Genomic DNA, 25734 nt, shown 5'->3' with positions numbered 1-25734 from the left:
TAAGCACTAAGCAATATGCGACACGCTAAAAATAGTATTTGCATAAAGCCTTAAAGCCTAATGCCTAAAGCATAAGATAATGTCGAAAGAAGAAAATTTACAATGTTCCTTTTGTGGTCGTAAAAAACCTGAAACCGATTTATTAATTGCAGGTTTAGATGCTCATATATGTGATAAATGTATAGAGCAGGCTCATGGAATTGTAGAGGAGGAAATAGCGGAACTTAAAACAAGTGATTTATCAAAAGACCTAACTTTAAAAAAGCCGAAAGAAATCAAAGCTTTTTTAGATGAGTATATTATTGGTCAAGATGAAACCAAAAAAGCAATGTCTGTAGCAGTATATAATCACTACAAAAGATTATTGCAAACTAGAGGAGATGAAGACGAAGTAGAAATTGAAAAATCTAACATTGTTTTAGTTGGTGAAACAGGAACAGGAAAAACCTTAGTAGCGCGTACTATTGCAAAAATGTTAAACGTGCCGTTTTCTATTGTTGATGCTACTGTTTTAACCCAAGCAGGTTATGTAGGAGAAGATGTTGAGAGCATCCTTAGTCGTTTGTTACAAGCAGCTGATTATGATGTTGAAAAAGCAGAAAGAGGTATTGTATTTATTGATGAAATAGATAAGATTGCTCGTAAAGGTGATAATCCGTCTATTACACGTGATGTTTCTGGTGAAGGAGTGCAACAAGCGTTGTTAAAACTATTAGAAGGAGCTGTGGTAAATGTAGCGCCTAAAGGAGGAAGAAAGCACCCAGAACAAAAATTTATCGAAGTAAATACCAAAGATATTTTATTTATCGCTGGAGGAGCTTTTTCTGGAATTGATAGAATTATCAGCAAGCGTTTAAACATGCAAGCTGTAGGATATAGCGCTTCGGTTGAAGAGGATAAAATAGATCAAGATAACTTGTTACAATACATTACACCATTAGATTTAAAATCTTTCGGATTAATACCAGAAATTATTGGTCGTTTACCGGTGTTGAGTTATATGAATCCACTAGATGCAGAAACATTACGAGCTATTTTAACAGAACCTAAAAATTCAATAGTAAAGCAATACACTAAATTGTTTGCTATGGATGATGTTGAGTTCACAATGACGGAAGAAGCATTACAGTTTATTGTTGATAAGGCGGTAGAATACAAGTTAGGTGCTCGTGGTTTACGTTCTTTATGCGAAGCAATTTTAACTGATGCAATGTTCGATATGCCAAGTTCTGATGAAAAAGAATTTAAGGTAACAAAAGAATATGCTGAATCTAAACTAACAAAATCGGCATTAAAAAAATTAAGAGCAGCATCTTAAAAATATTAACTGAAAGAAATAAAAAAAGCCATCAAATTTGATGGCTTTTTTAGTACGTTTGAAACTAAATATGTTATTCTGTTTTATGAAGCTTACTATATTGCTGTATCCATTTAGTAATCTCTTCGTCTTTAATATCATATTTGTACATAAGATCTTCTCTTATCTGCTTTAAATATGTTTCGTTTAATACACTTTTTTCATATTCAGAAACAACCAATTTTATAAAGCTTTCGGCATACTTTTGTACAGGTTTTTTTATTTCCTTAGGTTTGTTTTCAGTAGATTCTACTTTATTTTCTTCCTGTTCTACAACAATCTCTTCTTTTGCTACATTGTTATCAGAAACAGTACCATTACTGGTTGTATATGTAGTTTTTTCGTCTTTATACCATCCTTGAGGAATGTTAGCTAATTGCTTTTCACTAACAATTATAGTTTTAATTTTATTACCAGTAACATCCATACTTTCTAAGTTAGGGCAGTTTGAAACGTCTAACGTAGTAAGTTGATTGTAACTAGCGTATAAACTTTGAATGTTTGGGTTTTCACCAAGTATTAAAGATGTTAATTTGTTATAATCACAACTTATATAAGTTAAATTATGATTTTTGCTAACATCCAAACGTTCAATTTTATTTTCACTACAGTTTAAAAAACTAATAGAAGAGCTTTGTGATAAATCAATTTTAGTAATTTCATTGCCAAAACAATCTAAACGTCTTAAATTAGGAAAACTTTCTAAGCCTGTTAAGTCTTTAATTTTAGAATATACATTAGGTAAATCTTTATTAGTAACAGGATCATTAACATTTAAGTTGGTAACATACTCAGCATCACTAATTGTAATACTACCGTTCAAACCATTCGAGTCAATTTTTAAGTTAATTAAACATTCTTCTAAGCCAATATCAGGAATACGAATTGTTTCTTGTGAATATATGTTAAATGCAAAAAAAGTTGCAAAACAAGCTGAAGTAATTATTTTCATTAATTTGTATTTGGGGAAATTTTTGTCAAAATTATGTAATTATATGTTTTTAGCAAATTAAATTTGCCTAGAGTTTTGTAACAATAAAATAACTTTTAAAACTAGTAGTATATTTGTTTGCTGTATTTCTGTAGTATATGATAACCCAACAAACCATTGATAAAGTTTTTGAGAACGCTCGAGTAGAAGAGGTGATAGGAGAATTCGTTCAGTTAAAAAAATCAGGAAGTAACTTTAAAGGGTTAAGTCCGTTTACAGACGAACGTACTCCTTCGTTTATGGTATCGCCTGTAAAACAAATATGGAAAGATTTTAGTACGGGAAAAGGAGGGAATGCAATTTCATTTTTAATGGAACACGAGCATTATACCTACCCAGAAGCAATAAGGTGGTTAGCTAAAAAATACAATATTGAAATTGAAGAAACCGAGCAGTCTGATGAACAAAAACAGCAGATGAATGAGCGAGAAAGTATGTTCCTGGTTTCAAAATTTGCCAAAGACTACTTTCATGATGTATTAATGAATACACAAAACGGAAGAGCAATTGGGCTGTCTTATTTCAAAGAGAGAGGGTTTAGAGAAGATACTATTGAAAAGTTTGATTTAGGGTATTGTAAAGACGAATGGGATAATTTTACCAAAGCAGCGTTGGACAAAGGGTATGATTTAAAATATCTAAAATCTACTGGTTTAACAATTGTAAAAGAAGGAGGAGCAGAAGATAGGAAGTTCGACCGATTCAAAGGGCGTGTGATGTTTCCTATTCACAGTATGTCTGGTCGTATTTTAGGTTTTGGAGGTAGAATACTTACTAACGATAAAAAGGCCGCAAAATACCTCAATTCTCCTGAGAGTGATATCTATCATAAAAGTAAAATTCTTTACGGTCTATACCAAGCTAAAAAAGAAATAGCGAAAGAAGATAACTGCTTTTTAGTAGAAGGATATACTGATGTAATTTCATTTCATCAATCAGGAATTGAAAATGTCGTAGCCTCTTCTGGTACAGCATTAACACCCGATCAAATTCGTTTGGTAAATCGATTAACACAGAATATAACTGTGCTTTTTGATGGTGATGCAGCTGGAATTAGAGCCTCAATTCGTGGAATAGATTTAATTCTTGAGCAAGGAATGAACGTTAGGGTAGTAGCTTTTCCAGAAGGTGAAGACCCTGATAGTTTTGCTAAAGCGCATTCGAATGCTGAATTAAAACAATATTTAGAAGAAAAATCACAAGACTTTATAGAGTTCAAAGTTTCTTTATTAATGAAAGAAGCAGCGAATGATCCTGTAAAAAAAGCAGGTTTAATTCGAGATATAGTTACAAGTATTTCTAAAATTCCTGATGGTATTCAACGGGAAGTGTATGTGCAAGAGTGTGCACGTATTATGGACATTTCCGAGAGAGTATTATTTAGTGAGTTAGCCCAGTTGTTAAAAAAAGGAGCAACAGCAACGAGAAAGAGTAGTGCAGGGCAAGACCCTAACCAACCACCTTCAGAATACTTTCAAGAGCAAGGACAAGCTTCAATGGAAGCAATAAAAGGAGGAAAAGGGAAGTTGCAACACAATATCAACCAATTAAATATTCTTGAAAAAGAGGTTATTAGAATATTGTTGTTATACGGAAATGAAGTTGTTGATTTTGTAAACTGGGTAGATGCAGTTGATGAAAGAGGGCGTCCATTTTTAGAAAAAGAAGAATATCAAAATACGGTTTCAAATGAGTTGTACTTGAACTTACAAGAAGATGAAATAGAGTTTACCAACGAAATATTTCGATTAACCTACTATGAGTTAATTCATCAATTAAATCAAGATGAAAAAATTAAAGTAGATCATTTGGTAATGCACGAAAATCCACAAATATCTAGTTTAGTAACTAATATTTTGATGGATGAAGAAAAATATAACCTAAGTGATTGGGAACGCAAAGAGGTTTTTGTAACAGAAACCGTTAAAATTCTTCCAAAGTTGGTAACTGATGCTATTTTAAACTTGCGTAGAGTCTTAATTGAAGAAAAAATTAAAGAAATCCTACAAGAAAGCCAAGAGCAAAAAGCAGTGCCTAATCTAGAAGAAATAGGTAATTATACAGGGTTGAAAAAACGTCTTTTTGAAAAATTAAACCGTGTAATCTAAATATCACTTACTAAGAATAAAATTAATAGAAAAGTAAAATTATTTTATTATTTAAATTCTTTAGGAATTTCACAAATAGGAATAGGTATCATTTTATGCTGATTAATTCGGTTAAGACGCGTGTATATTTTATATACCTCTAGTTCTCTACCAGAAAAGTCATCCACAGTTTTACCAGCATCTTGCATTTCCATTGCCCATTCTAACTCGTCGTATGAAGCTCCTATTTGGTCTTCGTCTGTTCTACTATCACCAAATAAACCATCAGTAGGTTGTGCTTTTTGAATAGAAGAAGGAACATCTAAATATGCGGCCAATTCATATACTTCTGATTTTACTAAGTCAGCAATAGGACTTAAATCTACACCGCCATCACCGTATTTGGTATAAAACCCAACACCAAAATCCTCCACTTTGTTTCCAGTTCCTGCAACTAATAAACCGTGCAACCCAGCAAAATAGTATAAGGTTGTCATACGTAAACGAGCACGAGTGTTTGCTAAAGCTAAATCAACTTTAGGAGAAGACTCTATTGGAGGAACCACCGTTTTAAAATCTTCAAAAGTAGAGGTTAAGTTTACCTCTGCTTCACTCACATTGCTAAAACGTTCTTTTAATTGTTTTATGTGTTCATTAGCTCTGTTTACCTGACTTTTAGCTTGATGAATAGGTAACTCAACACACAACGTAGGTAAACCAGTTTTAGCACACAAAGTAGAGGTAACTGCACTATCAATACCACCAGAAATTCCTACAACAAAACCATTCACTTTTGCATTAGTAGCGTAATCTTTTAACCAATTTATAATGTGTTCAGCAACCTTAGGAGTATTCATTTTTGTGATATTTTAAGAGTTTACAGTTAAGAGGTAAAAACTAATTTAGTAATTTCGACGTTGTAATTTAGAATGTAAATATACTAAAGTTCATGAGAAAAATTTTAGCACTAGTTGCCTTAGTTTTTATAAGTTTTTCATGTAAAAACGAAGAAAGTAATAAGTTAGATGTTGATGTATCTAATATTAGTGTAAATGTCAATTTAGAACGTTTTGATGTTGACTTTTATACAACTAAAACAAACGAGCTTACTAAGACAAAAGAAAAGTACCCGATGCTTTTCCCTCCACAACCTGATAGTGTTTGGATAAATAAGATTAATAATAAAGATGAGCAAGAATTATTTGCTGAAACTCAAAAGGTTTTTTCTGATATCGAAGAAGAAAAGGAGCAATTAATATCATTGTTTAAGCATGTAAAATATTATAACCCAAGGTTTGTTAGTCCGAAAGTGATTACCATGCTAACAAATATTGATTATAATAACAGAATTGTATATACAGATAGTTTGTTGTTGGTTTCTTTAGATGCTTATTTAGGTGAAAAACATGAATTTTATAATGATTATCCAGCTTATGTAAAACAAAATAATACTAAAAAGCACATCGTAGTTGACGTTGCCAAGGCTATAGTAGGTAAACAAATGCTACCTAGTATGGCAAGGAGTTTCATAGATAAAATGATTTATCGAGGAAAAAAAATGTATTTGCTAGATGCTTATTTACCTAACGTAGCCGATGCTGTAAAAATAGGGTATTCACAAAAAAAACTAGAGTGGGCAGAGAGTAATGAAGAACAAATATGGATGTATTTTATAGAAAAAGATTTGTTGTACAGTACTAGTAAAGATGTAGATAAACGCTTTTTAGATTTAGCTCCTTTTTCTAAGTTTTATATGGAAGAAGATAGTCAATCTCCAGGAAGAATAGGAGAGTGGATTGGTTGGCAAATCGTACGTTCGTACATGCAAAAGAATGATGTATCTTTGCATCAATTATTACAAACGAGTGAAGAGGAGATTTTCAAAAACTCAAGATATAAACCAAAAAGATAATGGCGATAGAACATACATCAAAAATAACATTTAAAGTAGGGTTAGACGAAAATAGAATTCCAGAAGAAATTACTTGGAATGCAGAAGACGGAGGTATAAAAGATGAAGCTTCAAAAGCAATTATGCTATCTGTTTGGGATCATAAACAAAAAGATACGTTACGTATGGATTTATGGACTAAAGATATGCCTGTAGATGAAATGAAGCAATTTTTCCATCAAACTTTAGTGTCTATGGCAAACTCTTTTGAAAGAGCTACAAACGACGAAAAAATGAGTGCTACCATGCGTGATTTTTGCGATTACTTTGCTGAAAAGCTAGAGTTAATTCAGAAATAAAAAAAGCAGCTTTAAAAGCTGCTTTTTTTATGCATTGTAATTTTTTATCTTATTAATAATTGTTTCATAATCATTAGAATTGTTTACAAAATCTAAATCAGAAACATCAACAATTAGGATGTTTAAATCAGGTTGTGTTTTAATGAAATTACTGTAACCATCATGGATTTTTTGTAAATAACTTGCTTCTATATTTTGTTCGTAATCGCGCCCGCGTTTTTTAATGTTTTCTAACAAACGCTCTGTATTTTGATATAAATACACATATAAATCAGGCTTTGTGATTTCTTTGTACATTAAATCAAACATTTTTCTGTACAATTTATACTCATCACTATGTAAAGTAATTTGAGCAAAAATAAGTGATTTAAAAATGTAGTAATCTGAAACAATAAAATTTTTAAATAAATCGAACTGTGCTAAATCATCAGAAAGCTGTTGGTAACGATCTGCTAAAAAACTCATTTCTAAAGGAAAAGCATAGCGTTCATTGTCGTTATAAAACTTTGGTAAAAACGGATTGTCCGCAAAACGTTCTAAGACAATTTTTGCATTAAATTCATCAGACATCATATTGGCTAATGATGTTTTTCCGGCACCAATATTACCTTCAATAGCTATATAATTATACTTTTCGGTAATAGGAATTGGCCTTTCTAATTTTACATCTAACTTGATAATTTCAGAAGTGTCTGGGCAATTTTCTAAACAAATATATAAATGTTTTTTTTCTATTGGATGAATAACATTACGGGCAATATCAACCAAAGGAACTAAAGCGAATTTACGTTCTAACATTCTTGGATGTGGCACGATTAAGGTTTTAGAGAAGATAATCTCATCATCAAATAATAAAATATCTAAATCTATTAACCTATCAGAATATCCTTCGGTATTTTTTCGAGTTCTTCCAAGCTCTTTTTCTATAGAAAGTAATCTAAGTATTAACTGTTCTGGAGGTAAATACGTTGAAACTTTAATACAAGTATTGTAAAAATTATTACTGTCAAATCCCCATGAAGCCGTTTCGTATACAGATGCTACTTTTAATACAGCACCTACTTTATCTGCAATTAAGTTAATTGCTTTCTGAATGTTAGCCAGCTTATCTCCTTGGTTGGTTCCTATAGAAATGTATGTAATTCGTTGTATTTTCATGAATGGGATGCAAAGAAAACTAAAACTAAAAAAAGAAAGGCTAAAAAAAGATTTTTTATTTAAATAAATTTTTCAAAAAAAAGGTAGGGTATTTTATTAGTCACTTGTTATAGTAGTGGATTTCTTTATAGAGTAAGATTTTTATATGATTATTGGGGAATGATCTGAAATAACTCTAAAGTTAAAGGCTGCTAATTTTAGCAGCCTTTCTTTATTTAAAGAGGTGTATAAAAACAAAAAGCAACCTTATAAGGTTGCTTTTTTATATCTAAAGAATTTTTATGATTCTTTTTTATCTTGTCTAGGTTTTCTATCGTCACGACGATTATCGCGATTACGATTATCTCTTCCTTTGTTGTTATCTCTAGGTGGTCTTGCTACATAACCTTCTGGTTTAGGTAATAAGGCTTTACGAGATACTTTTTCTTTACGTGTTTTTGGGTCAATTCCGAAGTATTTTACATCTAAAATATCTCCTAAATTAACAACGTCAGTTACGTTGTTTGTACGTTCCCAAGCTAATTCGCTAACGTGTAGTAAAACTTCATTTCCTGGAGCTTCAGTATATTCTACAACAGCACCAAAATCTAATAACTTCACTACTTTTACTTCATATACAGAACCTTTTTCAGGTTTAAACATCATTGAATCGATGCGAGCGATAACCTTATCAATTCCTTCTTGGTTTGTTCCTAAAATCTCAACGATACCTTCTTCAGTAACAGGGTCTTCGTTAATAACAATCGTAGTTTCTGTTTCTTTTTGTAACTCTTGGATATGTTTTCCACCCGGACCAATAAATGCTCCAATTAAGTCGTTAGGAATTACTCTATTTACCATTTTAGGTGCATGAGATTTAACATCGTCATTTGGAGTAGCGATAGTATCCGTTAATTTTTCTAAGATATGTAAACGACCATCACGAGCTTGTTTTAAAGCTTTTACTAAGATTTCATATGATAATCCTTTAATCTTAATATCCATTTGACAAGCTGTAATACCATCAGCAGTACCAGTTACTTTAAAGTCCATGTCTCCTAAGTGATCTTCATCTCCTAAAATATCAGATAAAACTGCATAACGATCACCATCAGAAATTAACCCCATTGCAATACCAGAAACTGGTTTTTTCATTTGAACCCCTGCGTCCATCAGTGCCATTGTACCCGAACAAACAGTAGCCATTGAAGAAGAACCATTAGATTCTAATACTTCAGATACTATACGAACTGTATAAGGGCAATCTTCAGGAATCATTCCTTTTAAAGCTCTTTGAGCTAGGTTACCATGACCAATTTCACGGCGAGAAGTTCCTCTTAAAGGGCGTGCTTCTCCAGTTGAAAAAGGAGGGAAGTTATAGTGTAAGTAGAATTTCTCTTCTCCTTGCATTGTTGGAGAATCTACCATGTTTGCATCTCTAGAAGTACCTAAAGTTACTGTAGCTAATGCTTGAGTTTCTCCACGTGTAAAGATTGATGAACCATGAGTTCTTGGTAAGTAATCTACCTCACACCAAATAGGTCTAATATCAGTAGTGGTACGTCCGTCTAAACGTAAACCTTCATTTAAAGTTAAATCTCTAACAGCAGCTTTGTGTGCTTTACTAAAATATTTTCCTACTAAATCACCGTATTCTTCTAATTCTTCTTCGGTGAACATTGCAATAACCTCTTCTTTAACTTCAGAAAAAGCTAATCCTCTTTCTTGTTTAGAAGTTCCTTTTTTAGCAATGTCATAACATTTTTGGTAAGCTGCATCATGAATTTTTTGTGCCAACTCTTCGTCTTCAGCTTCTCCTTCATACTCACGAGTTTCTTTTTTACCAAAAGCTTCTGCCAATGCTACTTGAGCATCACATTGTACTTTAATAGCTTCGTGTGCCACACGGATTGCTTCTGCCATTTCTTCTTCAGAAACTTCATCCATTTCTCCTTCAACCATTGCAACAAAGTCATTAGAAGCTCCAACCATTAAGTCGATATCCGCTTCAGCTAATTGAGTAGCACTAGGGTTGATAATGAATTCACCATTAATACGCGCAACACGTACTTCTGAAATCGGTGCTTCAAATGGGATGTCTGATAATTGAATTGCAGCAGAGGCGGCTAAACCAGCTAAGGCATCTGGCATTACCTCTTCGTCATGAGACATTAATTGAATCATTACCTGAGTTTCTGCGTGGTAATCTTTTGGGAATAGTGGACGCAATACACGGTCTACTAAACGCATTGTTAAAATTTCTTCGTTTGAAGGGCGTGCTTCACGCTTCATAAATCCACCAGGGTAACGACCTGCAGCTGCAAATTTTTCACGGTAATCTACCGTTAATGGTAAAAAGTCAATACCTGGATTTGCAGTTCTTGCTGATACAACTGTTGCTAATAACATTGTATCTCCCATTCTTACAACAACAGAACCATCTGCTTGTTTTGCTAATTTTCCTGTTTCTAATGTGATGGTTCTTCCATCTCCAAGTTCTATTACTTGGTTAAATACTTTTGGAATCATAAATTAATTCTTCTAAATTTTAATTCGTTTTTGTTTGTTGTTGTGTTGTTGTTGCTCCAATGGAAAATCAAAATTGTTGTTAGTAATTTTGAGCTTTTTATATATAAATTTCTGTTTGTTAGTCAGAAATAAACTTCATGTAAAAATAAAAAAGAGGCACGTTTATAGAGCCTCTTTTCTTGTAGAATTATTTTCTAATTCCTAATTCTTTAATAATCGCACGATATCTATTAATCTCTTTTTTCTTTAGATAATCTAATAAGCTTCTACGCTTACCTACCATACGTACTAACGAGCGTTCTGTGTTAAAATCTTTACGATTTTTCTTTAAATGCTCAGTTAAGTGGTTAATTCTGTGCGTAAATAACGCGATTTGACCTTCTGCAGTACCAGTATCATTTGCTCCTTTACCGTGTTTTGCGAAGATTTGTTCTTTAACTTCTTTTGTTAAATACATGCCAATATTATTTAAATGATTATTATGTACTCAATGCATTTACATTGAAGATGCAAATGTACGATTATTTTTTTGAATGGTAACGAAAAAGTTAGAAAGCAAAAAAGCTAGCAATCGCTAGCTTTTTTGTTATGCTCTTACAGGTTGATTTTGTATTAAATCTAAATACAAGTTTACCTGTTTTTTTAAGTCTTTTCGTTCGTAAATACCATCTAAGAAACCGTGTTCTAATAAAAATTCTGAACGTTGGAAGCCTTCTGGTAAATCTTTACCAGTAGTATCTTTTACTACACGAGGTCCTGCAAATCCAATTAAAGCATTTGGTTCAGCAATGTTTATATCTCCTAACATGGCAAATGAAGCTGTAGTTCCTCCAGTAGTTGGATCGGTACATAAAGATATATATGGAATTTTAGCCTCTGCTAATTGCGCTAGCTTTGCAGAAGTTTTAGCTAATTGCATTAAAGAAAGTAAAGCCTCTTGCATACGAGCTCCTCCTGATTTAGAAATCATTAAGAAAGGAATATTGTTTTTGATAGAATAATCAATAGCTCTTGCTATTTTTTCACCAACAACACTTCCCATAGATCCACCAATAAAAGCAAAATCCATTGAAGCAATTACTAAATCTTTTCCCATTGATTTACCAACAGCAGCACGAGCAGCATCTTTTAATCCTGTTTTCTTCTGAGCAGCTTTTAGTTTTTCAGGGTACTTTTTAGTATCCTCAAATTTTAATGGGTCTTTAGCAGATAATTTTGGATCAAGTTCTGTGAACTTATTATCGTCAAAAAATATTTCAAAATATTCTTTACTCCCTATACGCACATGATATCCATCTTCTGGACTTACGTATAAATTTTTTTTAAGTTCGTCTGTGTCAATTATCTTTCCGCTTGGGGTTTTATACCACAAGCCTTTTGGTGTGTCTTTTTTTTCTTCTGTTGGGGTTTGAATCCCTTTGTCTGTACGTTTAAACCAAGCCATAATTTAGTTTTTTAATCTTTAGTTGTTTGGTTTTTCTTTTTTCAAAGAATTTTATAATGTGTTTACATTATTTAGGTCTTCAAAAGCTTTCTTTAATCTAGCTTTAAAAGTTTGTTCTCCTTCACGTAACCATTTACGAGGGTCATAATGTTTTTTGTTAGGAATATCATCTCCTTCAGGGTTACCGATTTGAGATTGCAAATATGCAGATTTTTCTTTCATATAATCACGAACACCTTCGGTAAATGCATATTGCAAATCAGTATCGATATTCATTTTTATAACTCCGTAACTAATTGCTTCACGAATTTCTTCTAAAGTAGAACCAGATCCTCCGTGGAAAACAAAGTCGATTGTGTTATGAGGAACGTTATATTTTTCTGAAATATGTTCTTGTGAGTTCTTTAAAATTTTTGGAGTTAATTTTACGTTTCCTGGTTTATATACTCCGTGAACATTTCCGAAGGCAGCAGCAATAGTAAATTGTGGACTAACTTTCATTAATTCTTCATAAGCATAGGCTACTTCTTCTGGCTGTGTGTATAATTTAGAGCTATCAACATCTGTATTATCAACACCGTCTTCTTCACCTCCAGTAATTCCTAATTCAATTTCTAAAGTCATTCCCATTTTACTCATACGAGCAAGGTATTCTTTACAAATTTCAATATTTTCTTCTATTGGTTCTTCACTTAAGTCAATCATGTGAGAACTGTATAGAGGTTTTCCTGTTTCTTTATAAAATTGCTCACTAGCATCTAATAAACCATCAATCCAAGGTAATAATTTTTTTGCAGCATGGTCGGTGTGTAAAATAACAGGAATACCATATGCTTCAGCTAATAAGTGTATATGCTTAGCGCCAGCTACTGCACCAGCAATAGCAGCTTTTTCATTATCGTTTGATAAGCCTTTACCTGCATTGAATTGAGCACCTCCATTAGAGAACTGGATTATTACAGGCGAGTTAAGTTCTTTAGCTGTTTCTAAAACCGTATTAATTGTGTTTGATCCTACAACATTAACAGCAGGTAAAGCAAAACCTTTTTGTTTTGCTAATTTAAAAATTGCTTGAACTTCTTTTCCGGTGGCAACTCCAGGTTTAATCATTTTTTATTTTGTTTAGTAGTGTGTTACTTAGTTTAAGGAACAAATCTACACTTTTTTATACAAGTTGCGATAAATTTTTATTAGAAAGTACTTTGTTAAAAGGGGTAATTAATACCTATATTTAGCACAGAGTTAGAGAAATTGAAGTTTTGGAACCACTTATTATTAGTTAAATATGGTTCATGAGCTTTGAATCCTAAATCCAATCTTGCAATTAAAAATTTAAAGTCGTAACGAAGCCCGAAACCAGCACCAACAGCCATATCTTTTAACGATTTAAAACCGTTAAATTTAGCTGGATCATCAACAAATTCTGTGTTGGTTATATCCCAAATGTTTCCTGCATCTACAAATAAAGCAGACTTTAAAGAACCAAAAACGTTAAAACGGTATTCAAAGCTAGTTAAAAATTTTAAGCTACCAATGTTGTATTCAAGAAGAGGTGCTCTAGTACCAGGACCCAAATCGTAGGTTCTCCATGCACGTATGTCGTTAGAACCTCCTGCAAAATAACTACGAGAAAAAGGAACGCCAGAATTATCATAAGTAAAAATAGCTCCAAGAAAAGTTCTGTGCGCTAAAACATTGTTATCACCTAAATCCCAATATTTTTTATACTCAATATCTGTTTTAAAATATTGAGCAATAGGAATTTTAAAAACAGTTTTTTGTCCAGAACTATTGGTCTTATTTGATAAAAGTCCCATAATATTTCCTGAGTTAGCAACTCTAAACTTAAAAAAAGAAAAGCTAGCATCTTTAATACTTTCTTGATTATTATAGGTATAACTATAGGCTATTTCTGGAATTAAAAAGTCGGATGTTACAATATTATATCTGTTAGCAAGGTTTAAGACGTTTTGAAACTCAATTGGGTTTGATGCTGCAAAATTAGCATCGGTAAGAACGCCTGAAATGAAATTAATTATTTCACCTGAGTTACTAGGGATATTGTCTGGAAACGTATATGAAGGATCATAAATTTCAGCGACTTCAGATAATTTTCGATATTCAGAATTATATATAGAAAAATAATTATCAACATTTAGATTTCTAATATATTGAGTATTTAATAGTTCTAATTGAATGGATTTTCTTTTGTTATAGTCCCATTTGTAATCTATACCAATAGATATATTTTGTTTATCCAATCCTATGTTTTTTTGAATTCCTATTCCTGAGTAAAACTTAGTTCTAGGAAACATTCTTTTTGGAACCAATTTATGCAATCCGAAAGGAGCCATAAATCGAGGAACTTCTAGTGAAATATCCGAACCAATTTCCCAACCGGGTCCATTATTGGAGTTAAAATAAGAACCAAAAGTAGAGAGTTTAAAAAGCTCAGCACCTTTAAATGTATTTCTATTAGTTAATGAAAACTTTAAAGAAACATCAAAGTTACGAATGTTGGAACGTGATAATTCTGTTTCAAAACCTAAAGTGTATTTTTCTATAGGGGTTAAATATACATTGGCTTCCAGTTCGTTTTCGCTTAATTCATTATATCGAATAGAGGTTGCTTTGAAGTTTTTTAATCCTCTTAAATGTGTGCGTGTTAAATTTCTTAGTGAGTCACTATAAACGGTATTTGGTTTTATGAATAAAGATTGAGATAAGTACTTAGGATTGTATTTTAGTTTTCGAAGTGCGTAAAAATTAATTCCATTATAACTTACACTGTCTTTATGCTTAGAGTTTCTAGTGCTATAATTATAGTCGGTATAAACGTTTACTTTTCTTAATTTCTGAATTTGAAAAGGAATAGTTTTATCAGAAATATTGATATCTACATCGGTTTTTTCATAATTTTTTAAAGTGTCATTTTCAAAGGAGATATAATTTTCATTAAATTGATATATTCCTTTATTCCTAAAAAGTTTTACAAGTCGATTCGCTTCCTTTATAAAGTTGTCATTCTTATAATGATCTCCAGGTTTTAGATAGCTTTTCTTTTTTGTAAGTTGATATAAAGAATCAAGAACTGGAGATGTAATAAAAGTTTTAATACTATCTAAATAAGAAGGATTCCCTTTGGTAATATGGTAGCTAATTTCTCCTTTTTTCTTACCAATAGTATCTTTTTTAGAGAAAACTTTAGCTCTAAAATATCCTTCAGTTTGAAAGTAAGCTTTTAAGTTATCTACAGTTTTATCTGTTTTTTTATCGTCAATAATAATTGGGGGTTCCCCACTAGTTAAAAACCAATTATTAAAACCAATAAGTGTTTTAGCTACAGCTATACTTTGCTTTTCTGAAAATACATCTTTGTAAAAATTATAGGTTTTTGGATTTTTTTTAGCCCATTCACTAGGTGTTTTTGGAGCTTCGGGATTTCCTAAATTATAAAAATGTAATGATAATGGTATACCCAAAGCCTTAGCGTTAGGGCGTTGTAATAATAATTCAGCAATATTATCACTAGAGTTTTTTACACTATCAATATATACTGTGTTTTTAGCTAGTAATAACTCATTTTTTTTAACATATTTAATTGTGCTACATGAGCTGAATAAGCCTACTAATAAAAAGAAGAAAGAAAGTTTTTTCATTAACTTTACGCCTCGTATTAAGAATCAAAAATACTATTTTTTAGTGGTTTTAGAGTGTTAAAAATAATTTAATGAATTTATCTAAAAACAACATAAAGTTAATAACTAGTTTACAGCAAAAAAAGTATAGACAAAAGCATCAATTATTTGTAGCAGAAGGTGTAAAGGTGGTTAATGAATTACTAGCGTCTTCTTTGGTAGTAGAACAATTATATACTACAGAAGAGTCTTTTATTTCTTCAAAAAATGTAGAGGTTATTTTGATTTCTGAAAATGAGTTAAAAAAGATTAGTACTTTAAAAACACCAAACAAAGTTTTAGGAATTTTTAAAATTCCAAACAAAAAAGAGGTTAATAAGGGCAATTTTATAGTTGCTTTAGATGGTATTAATGACCCAGGAAATCTAGGAACAATTATTCGTTTGTGTGATTGGTTTGGGATTTCTGAGTTGGTATGTTCTCAAAATACGGTTGATTGTTATAATCAAAAAGTGGTACAGTCTACCATGGGATCGTTAACTAGAGTTCAGGTTTCATATGTTGATTTGCCTAAGTTTTTAAAGAGTACTCCATTGCCTGTTTATACAGCAGATATGTATGGTGATAATGTTTATACTACTCCATTACCTCAAAAAGCAGTTTTAGTAATGGGAAATGAGGCAAATGGAATTTCTCTTGAAGTTGCTGATATTGTAAAAAACACTGTAACCATCCCAAGGTTTGGCGATTTACAAAAAACGGAGAGTTTAAATGTTGCCACTGCTACAGCTATATTATTAAGTGAGTTTAAAAGAAACTTGATTTAATATGATTGATTAGCTAATGCTTTATTTTTCTTAGAGAAAGCTTCCAATTCTTTTTTGTAAGGAGTGTAAGTGCTTTGAGCAAAAGTTGAAAGATAATTTGTAATTTCTATAGGTTTTATTGGTTGGATGTTCTCTTTTTTATGTAGCTCTGGATAACATGATATAAAGAACTTTTGTATGTGAGCAATAAGCTTAATTAAATCATTACAGTAAACAGAAGGGTTATTGAAACCATTTTTTTTGCTATAACGATGAACCAATCTACCTCCTTTACAAATTTCATTTAATGGACATTCTAAGCATTGTGTACAAAGCTTTGTGTTAAAATCATTAAAATATAATTTACCTAAAGAGGTATGTTGTATGTCTTGAAAATTGTTCTTTTTAATATTAAGACCTGTTTTAGTAAAACCGTGACCGCAAGCTTTAAGAGAATCAATAGCCTCGATTTCTCCATTTGTTTCGATAACTAAAACGCTTGATTCATTTTTTGCTTTTTCGTTAACTCTCATTAGAGAATTTAACAAGCCTAAAAATAATGGGATTTTAAATCGCTTTGTATCTTTAATCCAAATATCAAATAAATTAATTAACCAATCGGCCATTAAGGTTTTGTCTTTATCGAAGGGAAAATTGTCATGTGTGTAATCAGGAATTAAAAAGTTTACATAACTAACATTCATTTTTTTAAAACTATCGTAAATTTCTTTTGGGCTTTCTTCAATATTAATAACACAAGCTATGTCAGCAAAATTCATTTCATTTTTTAATAACTTGACACTTTCAAAAACTGTGTCGTAGCTGCCATTTCCTTTATGGTCTACTCTATACATATCGTGTGCCTTTTTAGTTCCGTCAACGCTTACACTAGGGTAAATGTTCAAGCTTTTGAATAGCTGTATCCAACTTTTATCTAAAAGAACACCGTTTGTTTGCAAGTCAAAAGAAAAAGATACATCGGTTAGTTCTTGTTGTACTTTGTGCACTTTATTTATAAAATTAATATAAAAATCTTTAGAAGCGAGTAGAGGTTCGCCTCCATGGAAAATAAAGGAAAATTCTTTTTTATTATACTTTTTTATATAATTTTTAGTCTTTTCAATAATATTATCAACAACTTCTGAAGACATGAATTTAGGTTGGTTTTTATAGGTAGTGTCTCCAAGATTATACATAAAACAGTATGAACAATTAAGATTACATCTACTAGCAATTTTTATAGCTAAAGAATTAAAATTCATAATTAGAAAAAGTGTTGGTTAAAACAAGGAAACTATACAGTGTACAATTTCCTTGAGAAGATTTTAAAATTCTGTGTTATAATCTGAAGTGCTCTTTTTCAGCTTCAACTTCTATTAATTTCACACATTTTCGTAGCTTGTTACTCCAAACTAATCCGTCAGGACATACTCTTCCTCCTCCACTAGTAGGGTAATAAATTTCTTCTTCCACATAAATAGCTCCTCCTTTAACAAGGTCTAGATTGTCAGTTTGTAAGTTTGTGAACTTTTCTAATCCCTTTGGTAAAAAAAATGTTTTCTTCATAATTATTAATTTTAAGTTAATTGCTTACTCTATTTCTTTTTAAGTTTAAAAGATTACATTTTCAGCTACCTGTAAATCATTAAACTAATAGAAGTTAATAGGCTTGTTTTTAAACAAGTTTCTTAAATGAATTGCAACAAATATTAATGATTTGAGATGAAAAAGTAAGGTGATTAGGTGACTATTTATAAAAAATGGATGCATAATTTAAAAATTATAACACCCTTTTAGAGGGGTAATTAACTTGTTTTTGAAGAGAAGAGATTTGAGAGTAAGATTTCTGTTTGAAGCTAGATTTTTATTTTTTAGGATAGCGAATACGCTATAAAGATATAGATTGATAAAAGAAAACCTCTTTGTTTTTACTAAAAAACAAAGAGGTTGTTATTGTAGGCTTAAATTCTTTAAAACTTAAAATAATCCATTTATTTGAGCATCTATTCTATCGATAATAAAACCTAAGTCTTCTTGGTTATCAACAAAATCTAAATTATCAACATCTATAATTAATAATTTACCTTTATTGTATTGACTAATCCAAGCTTCATAGCGTTCATTTAACCTACTTAAATAATCAATACTAATAGAGTTTTCATATTCTCTACCACGTTTATGAATTTGACCTACGAGTGTAGAAATATCAGCACGTAAATAAATTAATAAATCAGGAGGGGTTACTAAGTTTTCCATTAATTCAAATAATGAAGAATAGTTACTATAATCTCTATTGGTCATAAGCCCCATTGCATGTAGGTTTGGAGCAAAAATATGAGCATCTTCATAAATAGTTCTATCTTGAATTATTTTTTTACCAGATTTACGAAGTTCTAAAACTTGACGAAAACGGCTATTTAAAAAGTATACTTGCAAATTAAAAGACCAACGCTCCATTTCTCCATAAAAATCATCTAAGTATGGATTTTCATCAACCGATTCAAAATGAGCTTCCCAATCGTAGTGTTTTGCTAATAATTTAGTTAAAGTGGTTTTTCCCGCGCCTATGTTTCCGGCAATTGCTACGTGCATAATTGTTTGTGTAAAAATGTTTTTAATATTGCTGGCACAGCCAGATTAGGGGATGGTAAAATTACATAAAAAAAGGAATTAAGAAACAAGTTTAATAAATGAATATTAGATAAAAATAAAAAGCAAGCCAATTAGCTTGCTTTTTACTTTTCAGACATAGTTTATAACCTACTTAACAACTATTTTTCTTGTCACTTGTTTACCCGCATTTTCAACTTGTAATAAATAAAGTCCGCTTGCAGCTTTGGTTAATTGTATTTCTTTATTAAACTGACTAGAAATAGTTGAAAATTTTTGTGTTTCAAGTAATCTTCCCCTAAAATCAAAAAGTCTAATAATTGTTGATTTTTTATCTTTTACCTTGAAGTTTATTGTTAGCTTTTTATTTAATAGCGTGGGTGTTGGGCCTATTTTTAAATCATTAAACAACGTATTGTCTGTAGCAAAGCTTTCTTCAACGGTAATAGTATAGTCTTCTACCTCACCATTAAAATTTAATCCACAAGAATTAGGATTACTATTTACTTTTGTAGAAATTCTCATAGTTGTAGAACCTAATAAAGCATCTTCAGGAACGATAATAGAAAGAGTATTAGAAGTTAAGTCATAAGTTTCATTAGTATCAAATGCACAGTTTTGGTTCCAGTCTATCCAAGCAAATGTGTTTGTATTACTATTTCCTGCTGTATTGATAGTGGTTGTTAAATCATAAGTTTCACCTCTAACTACTTGGGTTGTTACTGATTTAAAATCTGAATACCCATTTGCTTTATCAGAATTATTGTTGATACCATTAAAAGTAACATTAGTAATACTTAATTGAGACTCAGTGTTACCTGAAGAGTTACAAAGGCTGTTGTTTACGTTTAAAAGGATATTTACTGATTTAGCCATTGAACCTGATGCTGCAGTAACAGTAATTGTGTAATCTCCTGTATCTACTTCTTTGGCGGTTAAATTACTTATTGTTAAGGTAAATTTTCCACTAGCATTCATACTAGTAGGGTTTAATGTTACATTTAGGTTAGTTGGTGATACTGAATAAGAAAGATTAACAGTTTCATTAAACCCATACAAAGCTGTATAATCAAAATCAAAGGTTACTTCATTTGTAGCTTGTTTACATACAGATAGGTCTCCTGTACTATTAGAAATAGAAAAAGTAGGTTCTAAAACTGTAATAGTATAATCTTCAACTTCACCATTAAAGCCCAAGTTACAAGAATTTGGGTCAGCGTCTGACCTTGTAGAAACTCTCATAATAGTTTCTCCTGTTGGAATGCCTTCAGGAACCGTGATTAAAATAGCGCTAGTAGAGGTTAAGTCGTAAGTTTCATTAGTATCAAAAACACAATTTTGGTTCCAGTCAATCCAAGCAAATGTTTTTACATTATCATTTCCAGCTGTATTAATAGTAGTTGTTAAATTATAGTTGTTACCTCTAACTACCTCAGTGTTTTGACTGGTGAAGTTAGAATAACCAGTTGTTTTAGTAGAGTTATTGTTAATGCTATTAAAGGTAACATTCGTAATGCTCAATTGCGATGCAATATTTCCAGAAGAATTACAAAGATTGTCATTTACGTTTAAAAGTATATCAACAGATTTAGTTATTGAACCTGACGTAGCTGTAACAGTAATTGTATAATCTCCTTTTGAAATATTTGTAAGGTTAGTTACGGTTAAGGTAAACTTACCGCTACTACTTATTGAAGAATTACTTAACGTAACAGTAGAGTTAGCAGGAGCTCCTGAGTAAGACAAATTTACTGTTTCATTAAATCCGTATAAAGCATTGTAGTCAAAATCAAAAACAAGCTCATTTGTAGCTATATTACATACAGATAAATCTCCTGTATTATTAGCTATTGAATACGTTGGAGCTGTAGGGAAAATGGTTAAATTGCTATTGTTTATGTTATAAAAAATATTATCTGAAGCTTCTACTAATATTCGTGCATTTGTAGTAGGGGTATCAGGTATAATAATATCTTCTGAACCGTCATTTGGTGTATTGTTTTTTAGAGTGATAGGGTAAGTAAGGCCTCCATCTGTTGAAAGTTTTATGTTTACATTAGCACAGTTAATAGGTGATTGGTCTGTAGTTCCTTTATTCCATATAATGGTTTGGGTTGAACCAACTCCCCAAGATACCGCAGAATTAGGAGATGTTACAGTAAAAGCTTCAGCGTTTGTAACAGTTATTTTTATATCATCTCTAGCTGAGCTACCTCCTCCTATATGATTATCTCTAACTGTAAAGGCGAAATCTAATTCTCTTGCCACAGAAGGTAAAACTTCCCATTCAGTAGAATTGTTACCACTTAATACGGTAGATAGTGCAGGTATGTATCTATCAGCTGATGAAGAAGGAAGTAATGATCTGAACATAGGACCTCCTGTATTTGTAGATAATGGAGACATGGTTGCTACTTCATTATCAATTTGTTCCCAAGTATAAGATAAAGATTCTGTTCCATCAACATCTGTAGCGGTTCCTTTTAAAACAAATGGTGTCGATTTAGGAATACTAACATTATTTCCCGCATTAGCTGTAGGAGCAGTATTACCTGTGTTTGAAGTGCTGGCACAATTCCCTGAACCTTGAATATGATTCCACATTTGAGCAATGCTAACCGCATGAAAATAGTCATCACTTACATTTTGTACATTTGGACCGCAAATACCAGCATATCCCATAATTGTTGAACCACTACCTGGTTCAACAGCAGTACTAGAGCTTCTATTCCCCTCACATGAATTATTAAATGTATGAGTAGCTCCGAATTGGTGTCCAATTTCATGAGCAACATAATCTATATCGTAAGTATCTCCTATAGGTCGGCTTCTTCCTGTAACTCCTTGAGCCTTATAGTTTGTAGCACAAACAGAGTTTAGCTGAGCTAGTCCTCCTGCTCCAGTACTAAACGTATGTCCAATATCATAATTAGCATCACCAATAATTTCATCACATTTTTCTTGACTTTCATCAATCAAGGTTCTGGCACTATCATTTGTTAAGCCATCTGTATCAGCATCTAAAAAGATTAAAGCATCATTATTGTCTACGATAACCATTCTTACAGCTAAATCTCTTTCATAAACCTCATTAACACGAGTAATTGTAGTATTCATAGCAGATAGTACAGCTGCTTTTTTTTCTGCATCACTAGCTGTAGATGGTACTCTTTGGTTGTTTATGTGAAACTGAGCATATTCACCTGTACAAGCAATGGCCATTCTATAGGTTCTTAAATTGCCATCATCAGCATTTCTTCGTTGATGTGGTGATATGTTATTTTTTTGTACAGTGTCTTCTACCTTACACGAAAATTCATCTTTGCTTGGAGGTAGACTACTTTTCTTATAAACAATATATTCTTTATAGTCTTTGGTGTATGGATTTATGTAGGAAGTACCTTCATTTGCTGAAGAAATAATTACGTGAACTCCATCTTTTCCAATACTTATCTTAGCCGAAGAAGAAGGATTGTCAATTCCTTGAGCTGAAAAAGATTTAATCATAGGGTATTTTTCAGCTAGGGAAGGAGCTAAATAAGAAGTTTCTTTTATAGAAAATCTTTCTAGTTGTCCGTTAGCATTAGGAAGCTGGATAATTTTTGAATTAGGTGTATTTTTAGATAATGAGTTAGGCAATGTATTTTTAAAGCCTTCTAAGTTTAAACTCATTAAAATGTATTCTTTAGGTAAAGTATTATTTGTATTAAAAATTTCTTTCTTTTGTTGAGTAATGGCGTCTTTATGACTCCTTGTCCATAGTTGTTGTGAAAACAAGCTAGCTATTGATAAATAGAAAGCAAATAAAAAAGGAAGGGTACTTTTTTTAAACATGATTTTTGTTATTGATATGCGTTTAGTTTATAACAGTAAAACTCTAAATTTCCCTACCTTTGTAGGGTAGTTTAGCGCCACAATTTATGAATAAAAAAATAAGAATTAGTGATCTAGGAAGAAAAGATTACAAGGAAACATGGGATTATCAAACGAATCTTTTAGATGAAATAGTATCATTAAAAAGAGAAAGAAGAAATGGAGATAGTGAAATAGAAACTCCTAATTACTTTTTGTTTGTAGAGCACCCGCATGTGTACACCTTAGGAAAATCAGGAGATATAAAAAATCTTTTGTTGAATGAAGAAAAATTAAAAGAGAAAGAAGCAACTTTTTATAAGATTAATAGAGGAGGGGATATAACTTATCATGGACCAGGACAAATTGTTGGTTATCCAATTTTAGATTTAGAAAATTTTTTTACAGACATCCATAAATATTTACGTTTGTTGGAGGAGTCAATCATTTTAACAATAGCAGAGTATGGGTTGGAAGGAGAAAGAAGTGAAGGAGAAACAGGTGTATGGCTTGGAGTAGGTACGCCGTTTGCTAGAAAAATTTGTGCCATGGGAATTAGAGCCAGTAGATGGGTAACTATGCACGGTTTTGCTTTAAATGTGAATGCTAACTTAGGCTATTTTGATAATATTATTCCTTGTGGAATACGTGGAAAAGCTGTTACTTCAATGGAAGTTGAATTAGGTAGAAAGGTCTCGGAAGAAGAGGTAAAAGAGAAAATTATAAAACATTTTAAAGAACTGTTTGAAGTGGAAGAGTTTATAAAAGCATAAAAAAAGGTTGACAATTGTCAACCTTTTTTTATGCTTTAGAACTAAAAATTATTTTTTAGCTTTGATTTCAAAAGAAATTTCCATTAAATCATTGATGAATTTGTCTTTTAAAGCAGCGTCAATTTTTTTAGACTTGTAAGTAACACCAAAGTCAGTTCTGTCAATACTAAAAGTATCACTTTTAAAAGTTACCATATCATCAGCTTCTGTAATAGTAGCAGGTATAGTAATACTTTTAGTAACGTCTTTAAGAGTTAAGTTCCCTGTAACGTGTACTTTTCCACCTTTTACTTCAGAGCTAGCTACTTGAAATTTAGCAGTAGGGAATTTTTCAACATCAAAGAAATCAGCATTTTTTAAGTGTCCCTCTAAATCTTCTTTACCGTCTCCAGCTTTTAAATCTTCACAAGAAATAGTAGTCATGTCAATAATGAACTCACCAGATTTTACGTTTCCGTTTTCGATTTCTAACGTTCCTTTACTTAAACTTACGACACCATTATGAGAACCAGTAGGTTTGCTACCTTTCCAAGCAACAGAAGATTCAGCGATGTTAGCCTTATAAGTATTAATAACATTCTCTGTTTTTGCAACTTCTTTAATTTCGTCACTAACAGTAGCCTTGTTTTTATCTGTTTTACAAGAAACAGCTCCAATTGCAACAAATGCAATAGCTAAAATTGTTTTTTTCATTTTTGTGTTTTTAATAATGATACTTAATCAGATACAAATATAATTAAAAATAATTCCCATGGAAATTATTTTTTATCTTTGGAATCAATAATGATAGTTATAGGTCCATCATTTAGCAACTCTACCTTCATATCCGCACCAAACTGACCTGTTTGTACTTTTTTACCTAAATCAACCTCAATTTGTTGAACAAACTTTTCATATAAAGGAATAGCAACATCAGGTTTGGCAGCTTTAATATAACTAGGACGATTTCCTTTTTTGGTAGAAGCGTGTAAAGTAAATTGACTTACTATAATAGCATCTCCATTTATATCTTTAATCGATTTATTCATAACACCTTCTTCGTCATTAAAAATACGAAGGTTTGTTATTTTGTTTGAGAGCCATTTAATATCATCAGGTGTATCTTCAGTAACAATTCCAAGTAAAATTAAAAGCCCCTGTTGTATTTTAGCTACTCTTTCACCTTCAATAGTAACGCTAGCTTTTGAAACACGTTGAATGACAATTTTCATTTTATATAAATTGTTGAATTTTTAAATATTTGAATGTTTTGAACCTTAGTGGAGATTAGACTAAAAAATTATATTACTCCCAAATGTCGGTTCTGTAGTGTTCTTCTTCGCCTTCTAAAATTTGTAGATAACTTTTATAACGAGACCAAGCTATTTCTTCATTTTCTAGGGCTTCTTTAACTGCGCACTGTGGTTCGTTAATATGAATGCAATTGTTGAATTTGCAGTTTTGTTTTAAAGCAAAAAACTCAGGAAAATAATCACCTAATTCATCTTTGTCCATATCAACTACACCAAAACCTTTAATACCTGGAGTGTCTATAATGCGAGCATTAAAACTTAAATCAAACATTTCGGCAAATGTAGTAGTATGTTGCCCTTGTTTGTGTTGTTCAGAAATTTCTTTCGTTTTTAAGTCTAAAGATGGTTCAATAGCGTTAACTAAGGTTGTTTTTCCAACTCCTGAATGACCTGCAAACATACTTACTTTGTCTGTCATCATCTCTTTTATTTTATCAATATTGATGTTTTTAGTCGCGGAAACTTCAATGCATTCGTAACCGATGGCTTCATAAATATCTTTTAAATACAAAATTTCGGCACGCTGCTCAATTTCGTAAGAATCAATTTTATTGAAAACTAATATAGTTTTAATTGAATAGGCTTCGGAAGTAACTAAAAAGCGATCAATGAAAGTCGTAAATGTAGGAGGGTTGTCAATAGTAATCAATAAAAACACCTGATCAATATTAGAAGCAATAACATGAGTTTGTTTTGAAAGATTAACAGACTTGCGAACGATATAGTTTTCTCGTTCATGAATATTAGTAATCAATCCTGTTTCTTCATCATTTTTAGTTTCTAACGAAAAATCAACAATATCACCTACAGAGATGGGATTGGTACTTTTAATTCCTTTGATACGAAACTTTCCTTTAATACGACACTTATATAGCTCGCCTTCAGATTTTACCCAATACCAACTTCCTGTAGATTTGTAAACTGTTCCTATCATAAAACAAAGATGAGAATAAATTAGAAAACTCAAT

Annotated in this window: 21 protein-coding genes; 6 read left to right on the top strand and 15 right to left on the bottom strand. The window is 31.5% G+C overall.

Annotation, left to right across the window (positions count from 1 at the left end):
- Window positions 1-79: 79 nt before the first annotated feature.
- On the top strand, window positions 80-1318 hold the full coding sequence (clpX, locus tag AC3VJB_RS09775; RefSeq protein ID WP_497667072.1) for an ATP-dependent Clp protease ATP-binding subunit ClpX: 1239 nt from the start codon (window positions 80-82) through the stop codon (window positions 1316-1318).
- 73 nt (window positions 1319-1391) lie between these two features.
- On the opposite strand, the gene AC3VJB_RS09770 is transcribed toward clpX, so the two are convergent.
- A complete protein-coding gene (locus AC3VJB_RS09770) occupies window positions 1392-2309 on the bottom strand; it encodes a leucine-rich repeat domain-containing protein (protein WP_389862534.1) in 918 nt (305 codons plus the stop codon).
- A gap of 137 nt (window positions 2310-2446) precedes the next feature.
- Here AC3VJB_RS09770 and dnaG point away from each other — a divergent pair, with 137 nt between their 5' ends.
- Window positions 2447-4456: a DNA primase gene (dnaG, locus tag AC3VJB_RS09765; RefSeq protein WP_239179311.1), complete on the top strand. Its 2010-nt coding sequence runs from the start codon at window positions 2447-2449 to the stop codon at window positions 4454-4456.
- A gap of 47 nt (window positions 4457-4503) precedes the next feature.
- On the opposite strand, the gene nadE is transcribed toward dnaG, so the two are convergent.
- The gene (gene nadE, locus AC3VJB_RS09760; protein ID WP_047788616.1) at window positions 4504-5292 is read right to left on the bottom strand and encodes an NAD(+) synthase; all 789 of its coding nucleotides are present in this window, start codon (window positions 5290-5292) and stop codon (window positions 4504-4506) included.
- 92 nt (window positions 5293-5384) lie between these two features.
- Here nadE and gldB point away from each other — a divergent pair, with 92 nt between their 5' ends.
- Both gldB and gldC read left to right on the top strand, forming a co-directional pair.
- Window positions 5385-6347, top strand: coding sequence for a gliding motility lipoprotein GldB (gene gldB / locus AC3VJB_RS09755; RefSeq protein ID WP_437823213.1), 963 nt, complete (start codon window positions 5385-5387; stop codon window positions 6345-6347).
- Window positions 6347-6685: a gliding motility protein GldC gene (gldC, locus tag AC3VJB_RS09750; RefSeq protein ID WP_047788614.1), complete on the top strand. Its 339-nt coding sequence runs from the start codon at window positions 6347-6349 to the stop codon at window positions 6683-6685. The genes gldB and gldC overlap by 1 nt, the downstream gene beginning before the upstream one ends.
- Window positions 6686-6712: 27 nt before the next feature.
- On the opposite strand, the gene folK is transcribed toward gldC, so the two are convergent.
- The 6 genes from folK to tamL form a co-directional block, all read right to left on the bottom strand.
- A complete protein-coding gene (gene folK / locus AC3VJB_RS09745) occupies window positions 6713-7843 on the bottom strand; it encodes a 2-amino-4-hydroxy-6-hydroxymethyldihydropteridine diphosphokinase (RefSeq protein WP_437823210.1) in 1131 nt (376 codons plus the stop codon).
- Window positions 7844-8122: 279 nt separating this feature from the next.
- Window positions 8123-10351 (bottom strand): polyribonucleotide nucleotidyltransferase, encoded by a 2229-nt coding sequence (locus AC3VJB_RS09740; protein WP_047788612.1) that lies wholly within the window; start codon window positions 10349-10351, stop codon window positions 8123-8125.
- A 187-nt stretch (window positions 10352-10538) separates the two neighbouring features.
- Window positions 10539-10808, bottom strand: a complete 270-nt coding sequence (rpsO, locus tag AC3VJB_RS09735) for a 30S ribosomal protein S15 (protein ID WP_047788611.1) — start codon at window positions 10806-10808, stop codon at window positions 10539-10541.
- 129 nt (window positions 10809-10937) lie between these two features.
- Window positions 10938-11795: an acetyl-CoA carboxylase, carboxyltransferase subunit beta gene (gene accD, locus AC3VJB_RS09730; protein WP_047788610.1), complete on the bottom strand. Its 858-nt coding sequence runs from the start codon at window positions 11793-11795 to the stop codon at window positions 10938-10940.
- Between the two features lie 51 nt (window positions 11796-11846).
- A complete protein-coding gene (gene fbaA, locus AC3VJB_RS09725) occupies window positions 11847-12905 on the bottom strand; it encodes a class II fructose-bisphosphate aldolase (protein ID WP_047788609.1) in 1059 nt (352 codons plus the stop codon).
- A gap of 95 nt (window positions 12906-13000) precedes the next feature.
- Window positions 13001-15454: a translocation and assembly module lipoprotein TamL gene (gene tamL, locus AC3VJB_RS09720; RefSeq protein WP_437823207.1), complete on the bottom strand. Its 2454-nt coding sequence runs from the start codon at window positions 15452-15454 to the stop codon at window positions 13001-13003.
- Window positions 15455-15525: 71 nt separating this feature from the next.
- Here tamL and AC3VJB_RS09715 point away from each other — a divergent pair, with 71 nt between their 5' ends.
- The gene (locus tag AC3VJB_RS09715; RefSeq protein WP_437823205.1) at window positions 15526-16260 is read left to right on the top strand and encodes a TrmH family RNA methyltransferase; all 735 of its coding nucleotides are present in this window, start codon (window positions 15526-15528) and stop codon (window positions 16258-16260) included.
- Here the strand turns inward: AC3VJB_RS09715 and AC3VJB_RS09710 are convergent.
- From AC3VJB_RS09710 to AC3VJB_RS09695, 4 genes are all read right to left on the bottom strand, one after another.
- A complete protein-coding gene (locus AC3VJB_RS09710; RefSeq protein WP_497667071.1) occupies window positions 16257-17501 on the bottom strand; it encodes a radical SAM protein in 1245 nt (414 codons plus the stop codon). The two genes, AC3VJB_RS09715 and AC3VJB_RS09710, sit on opposite strands and share 4 nt — an antisense overlap.
- Window positions 17502-17577: 76 nt before the next feature.
- Window positions 17578-17805: a hypothetical protein gene (locus AC3VJB_RS09705; RefSeq protein ID WP_437823202.1), complete on the bottom strand. Its 228-nt coding sequence runs from the start codon at window positions 17803-17805 to the stop codon at window positions 17578-17580.
- A gap of 411 nt (window positions 17806-18216) precedes the next feature.
- A complete protein-coding gene (locus AC3VJB_RS09700) occupies window positions 18217-18831 on the bottom strand; it encodes a deoxynucleoside kinase (protein WP_047788603.1) in 615 nt (204 codons plus the stop codon).
- 168 nt (window positions 18832-18999) lie between these two features.
- Window positions 19000-22683 carry a reprolysin-like metallopeptidase gene (locus AC3VJB_RS09695; RefSeq protein WP_437823200.1) on the bottom strand — a complete coding sequence of 1228 codons (3684 nt, stop codon included), beginning with the start codon at window positions 22681-22683 and terminating at the stop codon, window positions 19000-19002.
- Window positions 22684-22769: 86 nt separating this feature from the next.
- Between AC3VJB_RS09695 and lipB the strand changes: the two genes are divergently transcribed.
- Complete coding sequence (lipB, locus tag AC3VJB_RS09690) at window positions 22770-23474, top strand: lipoyl(octanoyl) transferase LipB (RefSeq protein WP_047788602.1); 705 nt, start codon at window positions 22770-22772, stop codon at window positions 23472-23474.
- 48 nt (window positions 23475-23522) lie between these two features.
- On the opposite strand, the gene AC3VJB_RS09685 is transcribed toward lipB, so the two are convergent.
- From AC3VJB_RS09685 to rsgA, 3 genes are all read right to left on the bottom strand, one after another.
- Entirely contained in the window at window positions 23523-24167 is a 645-nt protein-coding gene (locus AC3VJB_RS09685; protein ID WP_047788601.1) for a YceI family protein, read from the bottom strand.
- Between the two features lie 65 nt (window positions 24168-24232).
- On the bottom strand, window positions 24233-24685 hold the full coding sequence (gene dtd, locus AC3VJB_RS09680; protein WP_047788600.1) for a D-aminoacyl-tRNA deacylase: 453 nt from the start codon (window positions 24683-24685) through the stop codon (window positions 24233-24235).
- Window positions 24686-24758: 73 nt separating this feature from the next.
- Window positions 24759-25700 carry a ribosome small subunit-dependent GTPase A gene (gene rsgA, locus AC3VJB_RS09675; protein WP_047788599.1) on the bottom strand — a complete coding sequence of 314 codons (942 nt, stop codon included), beginning with the start codon at window positions 25698-25700 and terminating at the stop codon, window positions 24759-24761.
- Between the last annotated feature and the right edge of the window lie 34 nt (window positions 25701-25734).

The organism is Tenacibaculum sp. TB-53, assembly GCF_059716285.2.
This window is presented reverse-complemented; position numbering and strand designations above follow the sequence as displayed.

Excerpts from the sequence above, each read along its gene's own strand:
- gldB (WP_437823213.1), top strand. The coding sequence starts at position 5,385 with ATGAGAAAAATTTTAGCACTAGTTGCCTTAGTTTTTATAAGTTTTTCA.
- clpX (WP_497667072.1), top strand. The coding sequence starts at position 80 with ATGTCGAAAGAAGAAAATTTACAATGTTCCTTTTGTGGTCGTAAAAAA.
- nadE (WP_047788616.1), bottom strand. The coding sequence starts at position 5,292 with ATGAATACTCCTAAGGTTGCTGAACACATTATAAATTGGTTAAAAGAT.
- AC3VJB_RS09710 (WP_497667071.1), bottom strand. The coding sequence starts at position 17,501 with ATGAATTTTAATTCTTTAGCTATAAAAATTGCTAGTAGATGTAATCTT.
- AC3VJB_RS09695 (WP_437823200.1), bottom strand. The coding sequence starts at position 22,683 with ATGTTTAAAAAAAGTACCCTTCCTTTTTTATTTGCTTTCTATTTATCA.
- tamL (WP_437823207.1), bottom strand. The coding sequence starts at position 15,454 with ATGAAAAAACTTTCTTTCTTCTTTTTATTAGTAGGCTTATTCAGCTCA.
- lipB (WP_047788602.1), top strand. The coding sequence starts at position 22,770 with ATGAATAAAAAAATAAGAATTAGTGATCTAGGAAGAAAAGATTACAAG.
- rpsO (WP_047788611.1), bottom strand. The coding sequence starts at position 10,808 with ATGTATTTAACAAAAGAAGTTAAAGAACAAATCTTCGCAAAACACGGT.
- rsgA (WP_047788599.1), bottom strand. The coding sequence starts at position 25,700 with ATGATAGGAACAGTTTACAAATCTACAGGAAGTTGGTATTGGGTAAAA.
- dnaG (WP_239179311.1), top strand. The coding sequence starts at position 2,447 with ATGATAACCCAACAAACCATTGATAAAGTTTTTGAGAACGCTCGAGTA.
- AC3VJB_RS09705 (WP_437823202.1), bottom strand. The coding sequence starts at position 17,805 with ATGAAGAAAACATTTTTTTTACCAAAGGGATTAGAAAAGTTCACAAAC.
- AC3VJB_RS09700 (WP_047788603.1), bottom strand. The coding sequence starts at position 18,831 with ATGCACGTAGCAATTGCCGGAAACATAGGCGCGGGAAAAACCACTTTA.
- fbaA (WP_047788609.1), bottom strand. The coding sequence starts at position 12,905 with ATGATTAAACCTGGAGTTGCCACCGGAAAAGAAGTTCAAGCAATTTTT.
- AC3VJB_RS09770 (WP_389862534.1), bottom strand. The coding sequence starts at position 2,309 with ATGAAAATAATTACTTCAGCTTGTTTTGCAACTTTTTTTGCATTTAAC.
- AC3VJB_RS09715 (WP_437823205.1), top strand. The coding sequence starts at position 15,526 with ATGAATTTATCTAAAAACAACATAAAGTTAATAACTAGTTTACAGCAA.
- dtd (WP_047788600.1), bottom strand. The coding sequence starts at position 24,685 with ATGAAAATTGTCATTCAACGTGTTTCAAAAGCTAGCGTTACTATTGAA.
- folK (WP_437823210.1), bottom strand. The coding sequence starts at position 7,843 with ATGAAAATACAACGAATTACATACATTTCTATAGGAACCAACCAAGGA.
- AC3VJB_RS09740 (WP_047788612.1), bottom strand. The coding sequence starts at position 10,351 with ATGATTCCAAAAGTATTTAACCAAGTAATAGAACTTGGAGATGGAAGA.
- accD (WP_047788610.1), bottom strand. The coding sequence starts at position 11,795 with ATGGCTTGGTTTAAACGTACAGACAAAGGGATTCAAACCCCAACAGAA.
- AC3VJB_RS09685 (WP_047788601.1), bottom strand. The coding sequence starts at position 24,167 with ATGAAAAAAACAATTTTAGCTATTGCATTTGTTGCAATTGGAGCTGTT.
- gldC (WP_047788614.1), top strand. The coding sequence starts at position 6,347 with ATGGCGATAGAACATACATCAAAAATAACATTTAAAGTAGGGTTAGAC.